Origin of the sequence: uncultured Bradyrhizobium sp. (assembly GCF_947648125.1) — a bacterium.
Lineage (GTDB): Bacteria > Pseudomonadota > Alphaproteobacteria > Rhizobiales > Xanthobacteraceae > Bradyrhizobium.
Map to the genome: position 1 here is coordinate 71,469 of NZ_CANSMR010000035.1, position 7,675 is coordinate 79,143.

The window sequence follows — 7,675 nt, forward strand, 5'->3', positions numbered from 1 at the left end:
TTAGCGCTTCTGCGATTGCCTGAAGTGGCGCAGGATCTTGCCGAGCGCCGGACCGGCCGTGGTCAGCTCCTCGAGATGAATCTTCGACAGCGTCTGCAGCTTGCGCTCGCCCTGCGCGGTCAACGTCACCAGAACGCGCCGGCCGTCGGCGGCATCGACCGCCCGCGTCAGCAGCCCGAGTTTCGTCATCCGGTTGACCAGCTCGACCGCGGTGTGGTGGCGGATCAGCAGATAGCGGGCGAGATCGCCGACGGTGGTCGGCTCCATCCCGGAAAATCCCTTGATGGCGAGCAGCGCCTGGTGCTGCTGCGGGGTCAACCCGGCTTGCTGCGCCGCCTCCTCGCTGAACGCGAGAAAGCTGCGCAGCTGGTAGCGGAACCGCGCCAGCGCCGCATAATCGACCGTCGCGCCCGCCGCCTTGCGCTTGGTGGCTCCGACTGACGTTTGTCGCTGCTTGGCCTGAGGCATTCCGTCGTCCCGCTGCTGGCCCGCTCCGCCTGATCGCGGGAGCCGCGTGACGCTATCAAGCCCGGGCCGTGCGGGCCATCCTGCCGGCCGCACAGGGCGCAAGCGATATCGACGCCGCATCGACCATCGGCTAACAACGCGCGATGAGCGCATCCGCTGACAATGGCAGCCACACCGTCGAGGGGATCAGGCGCACCCTCGCCGCGCGCCTCAAGGCGGCCGGCAGCGACGCCGCCGAGCTCGACGCGCGGCTGCTGGTTGGCGCCGCGCTGGGGCTCGATCTGACCGGCATGGTGACGGGCGCCAGACGCATCCTGACGAAGGAAGAGACCGATCGCCTTGAGGGCCTCGCGCGGCGCCGTCTCGCCGGCGAACCGGTCGCGCGCATTCTCGGCATCAAGGAGTTTTGGGGACTGCCGCTGCATCTGACCGCCGCAACGCTGGTGCCGCGTCCCGACACCGAGACCGTGGTCGAGCGCGCGCTCGAATTGCTGCGGGCCGACGGCGTGGCCGGGCGCGCGTTGCGGATCGCCGATCTCGGCACCGGCTCCGGCGCGATCCTGCTCGCGCTGCTCTCGGAACTACCGAACGCGCATGGCTTTGCCACCGACATCTCGACGGAGGCGCTGCAGACGGCGAGCCGGAACGCCGCCGAGCTCGGACTTAGCCAGCGCGCGACATGGATCGCGTGCGACTATGGCAGCGCGCTGACCGGCGCGTTCGACCTGATCGTATCCAATCCGCCCTACATCCCCTCGGCCGACATCGCCGGTCTCGACATCGAGGTGCGCGCGCACGATCCGCGCGCGGCGCTCGATGGCGGGGCCGACGGGCTCGACGCCTACCGCGCACTGATTTCGCAATCTGCGGGTCTTTTAACCTCGGGTGGATTTCTGGTTGTGGAGGTCGGACAAGGCCAAAGCGCCGACGTTGAAGCGCTGATGACGGCTTCTGGGTTATCCCCAACGGGGCCGCCCAAGGCCGATCTCGGGGGCATTCCGAGGGCCGTTTCTGCCCGCCGGGTGCCCCGATAAAGTCCTATTGGAACGCAAAAAAACCTCTTGGAATATCCCCCGGGAACGACTACGTTCCGGCCACAACATCGGTGCTGGCCCCGTAACCGTTACGGGTGATGACCAGGGTTCAGCAGAGCCCACCGATCGAAAGGTTCCAGGAACGCAGGTCTCATTGAGCGCAATAGCCGAAGCTGTGCTGCTCTCGACCGCCAAGCGAACGAAAGCCTGTTATTGCGCTTGAACACTTACGCACGAGAACTGGGCCTGTCTCAACGGGCGGAATGATTTGGTCGCTGGCGCGATTTGCCGGCGGCGGTTGGGGAACGCGTCTTTGCTGAACGCGACTTTGCTGAACGAGATGGTCGGCGACATCGATGCCTCTTCGAACGGTATTGCGATTCCGTGCGCGTAGGCGAGCGCCGAATCGGATTCTGGGAATTGGACTCTGGGAATCGAACTTCTGAGAAATCGGACTTCTGAGAATCGGACTGCGGACTGCAATAACTTCAGGGCTGGAATAAAAGGCGACAGATGAGAAACGGTCAGAACAACAAGCGGATGCGCAACCGGAACAACAACAATAATAACAACTACAATAACCGGCGCGGCCAGAATCCCCTGACACGGGTGTACGAATCGAACGGACCCGACATCAAGATCCGCGGCACGGCCTCCCACGTGGCCGAGAAATACGTCCAGCTTGCGCGCGATGCACGCTCCTCCGGCGATCCGGTGGCTGCTGAGAACTACTACCAGCACGCCGAGCACTACTACCGGATCATCGCGGCCGCGCAGGAGCAGTTCCGGCAGAATCAGCAGCAGCCCCGCCCCGACGCCGAGGTGACGCAGACCGAAGACGACGACAGCGACGGCTATTCGAGCTTCGGCCAGGAGCCGGGCTTCGTGCCGCAGCAGCCATTCATGCGCGACAACGGCCAGCAGCCCTACCAGCAGCAACCGCGCGAGCATCGCGAGCGTGACCAGCAGCCGCGTGAGCAGCAGCCGCGTGAGCACCGCGAACGCGAGCATCGTCCGCAGCCGCAGTATCAGCCGCAACCGCAGATCCAGCCGCAGCCGGTGCTGGCCGATGCCGGCGGCGTCGATCGCCTGCCCTCGTTCATCACCGGCGGCGCGCAGCCGCAGGTCAACGGTGGCCCCTTTGAAGCCAACAATGGCGGCGCAGAACGCGGCGAACGCAGCGAGCGCTTTCCGCGCCGTCGCCGCCGTCCGCACGGCCCGCGCCCCGATATGGCGGCGCAGCCGGCGCCGAGCGACGACTTCAATCCGGGCAACGAGTAACCCCTGAAAATCCGTCACCCTCCCTTCACGGGGAGGGTGAATGATCCGCGTCTCGACTTCGCGGCGTTTGACGACTCCGAGTCGTTTACGACTCCGCGTGACTGGATTTACGCGTCGCCGTCGAGGACGGCACCAGCACCGGACGCAACGACGGGATCAGCTGCGTGCGCTCGCGGCGCGCGGGGATCGCGCGATAGACCTGCTTGCTCGCTTCCACGATATGCACGCCGGCGAACGGCATCGACAGCGCCGCGCCGAGACGCTCCCACGCCATCGCCGAGCGCAGGAACCAGCTGCCCTGCACCGGCGGCATGAACAGCGCCTCGCCCCATGACGCCGGCGTGAACCAGGTCTGCCGCAACAGCTGGGTGATCTGTGCCCGCGAATAGGGCCGGCCGTGGCCGAACGGCGTGGCATCGGTGCGCGTCCAGACGCCGCGCCTGTTCGGGATGATCGCGATCAGCCGCCCCGACGGCGACAGCACCCGCCATACCTCGCGCAGCAGCCGCTCCGGATCGTCGGACATCTCCAGCGCATGCACCACGAGCACGCGGTCGACCGCGGCATCCGGCAGCGGCATCGAAAATTCGTCGATCAGTGTCGCCAGCGCCGGCCGGCCGGTCGGCCATTTCAGCACGCCCTGGGCCGCCGGCATGAAGGCGATGCAGCGCTCGGAGGTATCACGGAACAGGCCGAGATAAGGCGTCGGATAGCCGAGCCCGAGCACACGCTGGCCTTCCGCGTTCGGCCATCGCGCACGGATGCCGCGGTTGATCAGCTGCCGCGCCACGATGCCGAGGCGCTGCGAATAGAAGTCGCGGAGGTCGATGACGTCCATGATCCTAGCCTAACATGCCCCTCGCAGCCGGGGAGCGCCGAAATTTGCGTTGCCGCCGGAGCGTTAACGCCATATTTCACCCCTATATTGGGCGCGGTAAGAGCATGATCCGGAAGCGGCGACACCGGTTTTCCAAAAAGATAATGCTCTGACGTGTCCGTCCCGTTTGTTCGTGGAGATATCATGACCGCCGAAATTCGCACCTTCAGCTGCCTCACCGACAATTTCGGGTACCTGATCCACGATCCCGCCACCAAGGCGACCGCATCGATCGACGCGCCGGAGGCCGGCCCGATCATCAAGGCGCTGGAGCGCGAAGGCTGGACGCTGACCGACATCCTGATCACCCATCATCATGGCGACCATGTCGGCGGCGTCGCCGAGCTGAAGCAGAAATACGGCTGCCGCGTTGTCGCCCCGCACGACAAGTCTGCCAAGATCGCCAATGTCGACCTGCGCGCCGCCAATGCCGACGTCATCAAGGTCGGCAGCCTCTTGGCCCGTGTGGTTGAAACTCCCGGCCATACGCTCGACCATATCTCCTATGTGTTCGACGGCGAGAAGGCGGTGTTCGCCGCCGACACGCTGTTCTCGATCGGATGCGGCCGGGTGTTCGAAGGCACCTATCCCATGATGTGGGATTCGTTGCTGAAGCTGCGTTCGCTGCCGGACGATTTCCGTCTCTATTGCGGCCATGAATACACCGCCTCCAACGTGAAGTTCGCGCTGACCATCGAGGCCGACAATCCGCATTTGCAGGCCCGCGCCGCGGAAGTGACGAAGCTGCGCGCCGAGAACAAGCCGACGATTCCCGTGCTGCTGGGCGACGAGAAGAAGGCCAACGTGTTCCTGCGCGCTGACGAGCCGGCGGTCGCAGCCAAGCTGCACATGAAGGGCGCCGATCCGGCGCTGGTGTTCGGCGAGCTCCGCGAGCGCAAGAACAAGTCGTGATGGCCGACCTCTCGGCTGCCGACATCATCGCGCGGCTCGCGCTACAGCCGCACCCCGAAGGCGGGCACTATCGCGAAACGTTTCGCGACGAGCGCTGCGACGCCGAGGGCCGCGCGCATTCGACCGCGATCTATTTCTTGCTCGCGCGCGGCGAGCGCTCGCACTGGCACCGCATCGACGCGGTGGAGATGTGGCACTACTACGCCGGCGCGCCCCTGACGCTGAAGATCGCGCAGGACGGCGCCCCTCCGCATGCGATCACTCTCGGACCTGACGTCATCAGCGGCGAACAGCCCCAGGCGATCGTGCCGGCGGGCGCCTGGCAGGCCGCGGAAAGCAGCGGCGACTGGACGCTGGTCGGCTGCACGGTCGCGCCGGGATTCGAGTTCGCGAAGTTCGAGCTGACGCCGAAGGGCTGGGAGCCGGCCTCGTAGGGCCACCTTCGTAGGATGGGTAGAGCGCAGCGAAACCCATCAACCTCTGTCCACGCGGCGAGATGATGGGTTTCGCTTCGCTCTACCCATCCTACATTCTTTTCCGCAGCACCATGTCCTTGGCCGCGATCAAGCCGCCGCCGGCGATCAGGATCGCGGCGATTGCGATGTTGGCGCTGGGCTTGGCGAAACCCGCTGCAATCAGGAATGCAGTCGAGAGCAGCGGCGTGGCATAGGATGCGGCGCCGAGCACGCGGATGTCGCCGCGCTTCATGCCGATGTCCCAGGCGAAGAACGCGGCGCCGACCGGACCGATGCCGAGTGCCGTGACCGCCAGCCATTGCAGCGGTGTCGCGGGCCACACTGTGGTTTCCACCATCATGTGCACCAGCGCGGCAAGTACGGCGGTGGCCAGGCAGAAGCCCGCCACCGCATCTGTCGGCACCGCCTTGAGCCGGCGCGACATCACCGAATAGGCGGCCCAGACGAATGCCGCGACGAAGGCCGCCGCGAAGCCTGGAAGCTGCGCTCTGGTGAAGGCGCCGGTGTTGCCGGCGAACAGCAGCACGGTGCCGGCAAGGCCGAGCAGCGCGCCGATGATGTGATGGATCGCAAGCCGCTCGCCCGGCAAGAGCGACGAGAACAGCACGATCAACAGCGGCCAGAGATAGTTGAGCAGGCCGGCCTCGGCCGGCGGCGCGAAGCGCAGCGCCAGGAAATACAGCGCGTGATAGCCGAACAGGCCGCCAACGCCGACGAGCCAGGCAGTCGGCGACTGCTTCAGTGCGCCGAACGCTGCGGGACGGAAGAGAAAGCTTGCGAACGCGACCGCGGCGCCGATCGCAAACGTCATGGCGGCGAGCTGGAACGCCGGGATCGCCCCGGTCGCGACCGTCATGACCGACAGCAGCGACCACATCAGGATGGCGGTCAATCCGACAAGGGTGGCAGTTCGGGTCGTCATCTGAATTCAATCCGTCGTGGCCGGCCCGGCCACGTCTCTGCTTCGCGCCTCGCGGTTGTAACGACGAAAATGCCCGGCACAAGGCCGGGCATCACGACTTGATTGATGGCGCCTGCGACGCGACGACGCTTCTCGCGTCAGGCGTGGTACTGGCCGCCGTTCACGGTCAGCGTCGAGCCGGTGATGAAGCCGGCATCGTCAGCCGCGAGGAAGACCACCGCGCGTGCAATCTCCTCGGGTTCGCCGAGGCGGTTGACCGGAATCTGCGGGATCACGTTCTTCTCGAGCACATCCTTCGGCACCGCCTGCACCATCTCGGTGTTGATGTAGCCCGGGCAGATCACGTTGACGGTGATGCCGCCCTTGGCGTTCTCCAGCGCGAGCGCCTTGGTGAAGCCGATATCGCCGGCCTTCGCCGCGGAGTAGTTGACCTGGCCGAACTGGCCCTTCTGTCCGTTGATCGAGGAGATCGAGATGACGCGGCCGAACTTGCGGGCGCGCATGCCCTCGATCACCTGGCGCGTCATGTTGAACAGCGAGCCGAGGTTGGTGTTGATCACGGCATTCCACTGCTCAAGCGTCATCTTGTGGAATGCGGTGTCCTTGGTGATACCGGCATTGTTGACGAGCACGTCGACCGGGCCGAGATCGGCCTCGACCTGCTTCACGCCGGCCGCGCAGGCGTCGAACGACGCGACGTCCCATTTGTAGACCGGGATGCCGCTCTCCGCCTTGAACTTCTCCGCCGCGGCGTCATTGCCGGCGTAGCTCGCCGCCACCTTGTAGCCTGCCGCTTTCAGCGCCTTGCTGATCGCAGCTCCAATGCCCCGCGTTCCGCCCGTCACCAATGCAACACGTGCCATGTCCGTCTCCTCCTTGGCCGTCTTTTATAACCGGATCGCTCCGGTCTTCGCACTCACTCAACAAAGCGCGATGAGATTAGGCTGAATCGTCATCGCGCTTTAGCTCCCTTTTTGAGCATGATCTTTTCGGAAAACCGCTTCACACTTTTCCGGATCATGCTCTCAAAACAAAAATGCCCGGCGCAAAGCCGGGCATCTTTTCTATCAGCTCGCGCCGCGGTTGACAGATGATCTTTTCATCACCTAACCGACCTCGCTGCCTTTTGTTCAGTCGCGTGCAACGCACATAGCGATGCCCATGCCGCCGCCGATGCACAGCGTCGCGAGACCCTTCTTGGCATCTCGCTTCTGCATTTCGTGCAGCAGCGTCACAAGGACGCGGGCGCCCGATGCGCCGACCGGATGGCCGATCGCGATCGCGCCGCCATTGACGTTGACCTTGGCCGGATCCCAGCCGAGGTCCTTGTTGACGGCGCAGGCCTGCGCCGCGAACGCCTCGTTGGCCTCGATCAGGTCGAGATCGGCGATGTTCCAGCCGGCCTTCTTCAACGCGGTGCGCGAGGCAGGGATCGGCCCGGTGCCCATGATTTTGGGGTCGACGCCGGCCTGGCCCCACGAGACGATGCGGGCGAGCACCTTCTTGCCCTGCTTGGCGGCTTCCTTGGCGGTCATCAGCACGACGGCGGCGGCGCCGTCATTGATGCCCGAGGCATTGCCGGCGGTCACGGTGCCGTCCTTCTCGAAGGCGGCGCGGAGCTTGGCCATCGCATCGAGCGTGGCGCCATGGCGCGGATACTCGTCGGTGTCGACCACGATATCGCCCTTGCGGGACTTGATGGTGA

9 protein-coding genes are annotated in these 7,675 nt (G+C 65.2%); 4 read left to right on the forward strand and 5 right to left on the reverse strand.

From position 1 onward, the window contains the following. Positions 1–468 carry a helix-turn-helix domain-containing protein gene (locus Q0030_RS35785; RefSeq protein WP_298378323.1) on the reverse strand — a complete coding sequence of 156 codons (468 nt, stop codon included), beginning with the start codon at positions 466–468 and terminating at the stop codon, positions 1–3. A 143-nt stretch (positions 469–611) separates the two neighbouring features. On the opposite strand from Q0030_RS35785, the gene prmC reads away from it, so the two are divergent. Both prmC and Q0030_RS35795 read left to right on the forward strand, forming a co-directional pair. Next, positions 612–1,502, forward strand: a complete 891-nt coding sequence (gene prmC / locus Q0030_RS35790) for a peptide chain release factor N(5)-glutamine methyltransferase (protein ID WP_298378325.1) — start codon at positions 612–614, stop codon at positions 1,500–1,502. A 513-nt stretch (positions 1,503–2,015) separates the two neighbouring features. Continuing rightward, a complete protein-coding gene (locus Q0030_RS35795; protein ID WP_298378328.1) occupies positions 2,016–2,783 on the forward strand; it encodes a DUF4167 domain-containing protein in 768 nt (255 codons plus the stop codon). An 85-nt stretch (positions 2,784–2,868) separates the two neighbouring features. Here the strand turns inward: Q0030_RS35795 and Q0030_RS35800 are convergent, their stop codons facing one another. Then, positions 2,869–3,621, reverse strand: coding sequence for a class I SAM-dependent methyltransferase (locus tag Q0030_RS35800; protein WP_298378331.1), 753 nt, complete (start codon positions 3,619–3,621; stop codon positions 2,869–2,871). Positions 3,622–3,804: 183 nt separating this feature from the next. On the opposite strand from Q0030_RS35800, the gene gloB reads away from it, so the two are divergent. Together gloB and Q0030_RS35810 are read left to right on the forward strand one after the other, a co-directional pair. Beyond that, entirely contained in the window at positions 3,805–4,572 is a 768-nt protein-coding gene (gene gloB, locus Q0030_RS35805) for a hydroxyacylglutathione hydrolase (protein WP_298378334.1), read from the forward strand. Next, a complete protein-coding gene (locus Q0030_RS35810) occupies positions 4,572–5,006 on the forward strand; it encodes a cupin domain-containing protein (RefSeq protein WP_298378337.1) in 435 nt (144 codons plus the stop codon). The genes gloB and Q0030_RS35810 overlap by 1 nt, the downstream gene beginning before the upstream one ends. Before the next feature lie 91 nt (positions 5,007–5,097). On the opposite strand, the gene Q0030_RS35815 is transcribed toward Q0030_RS35810, so the two are convergent. The 3 genes from Q0030_RS35815 to Q0030_RS35825 form a co-directional block, all read right to left on the reverse strand. Next, complete coding sequence (locus Q0030_RS35815; RefSeq protein ID WP_298378339.1) at positions 5,098–5,970, reverse strand: EamA family transporter; 873 nt, start codon at positions 5,968–5,970, stop codon at positions 5,098–5,100. Between the two features lie 137 nt (positions 5,971–6,107). Then, positions 6,108–6,833, reverse strand: coding sequence for an acetoacetyl-CoA reductase (gene phbB, locus Q0030_RS35820; protein ID WP_298378342.1), 726 nt, complete (start codon positions 6,831–6,833; stop codon positions 6,108–6,110). 267 nt (positions 6,834–7,100) lie between these two features. Then, on the reverse strand, positions 7,101–7,675 hold a 575-nt coding region (locus tag Q0030_RS35825), incomplete at its 5' end, for an acetyl-CoA C-acyltransferase (protein ID WP_298378344.1).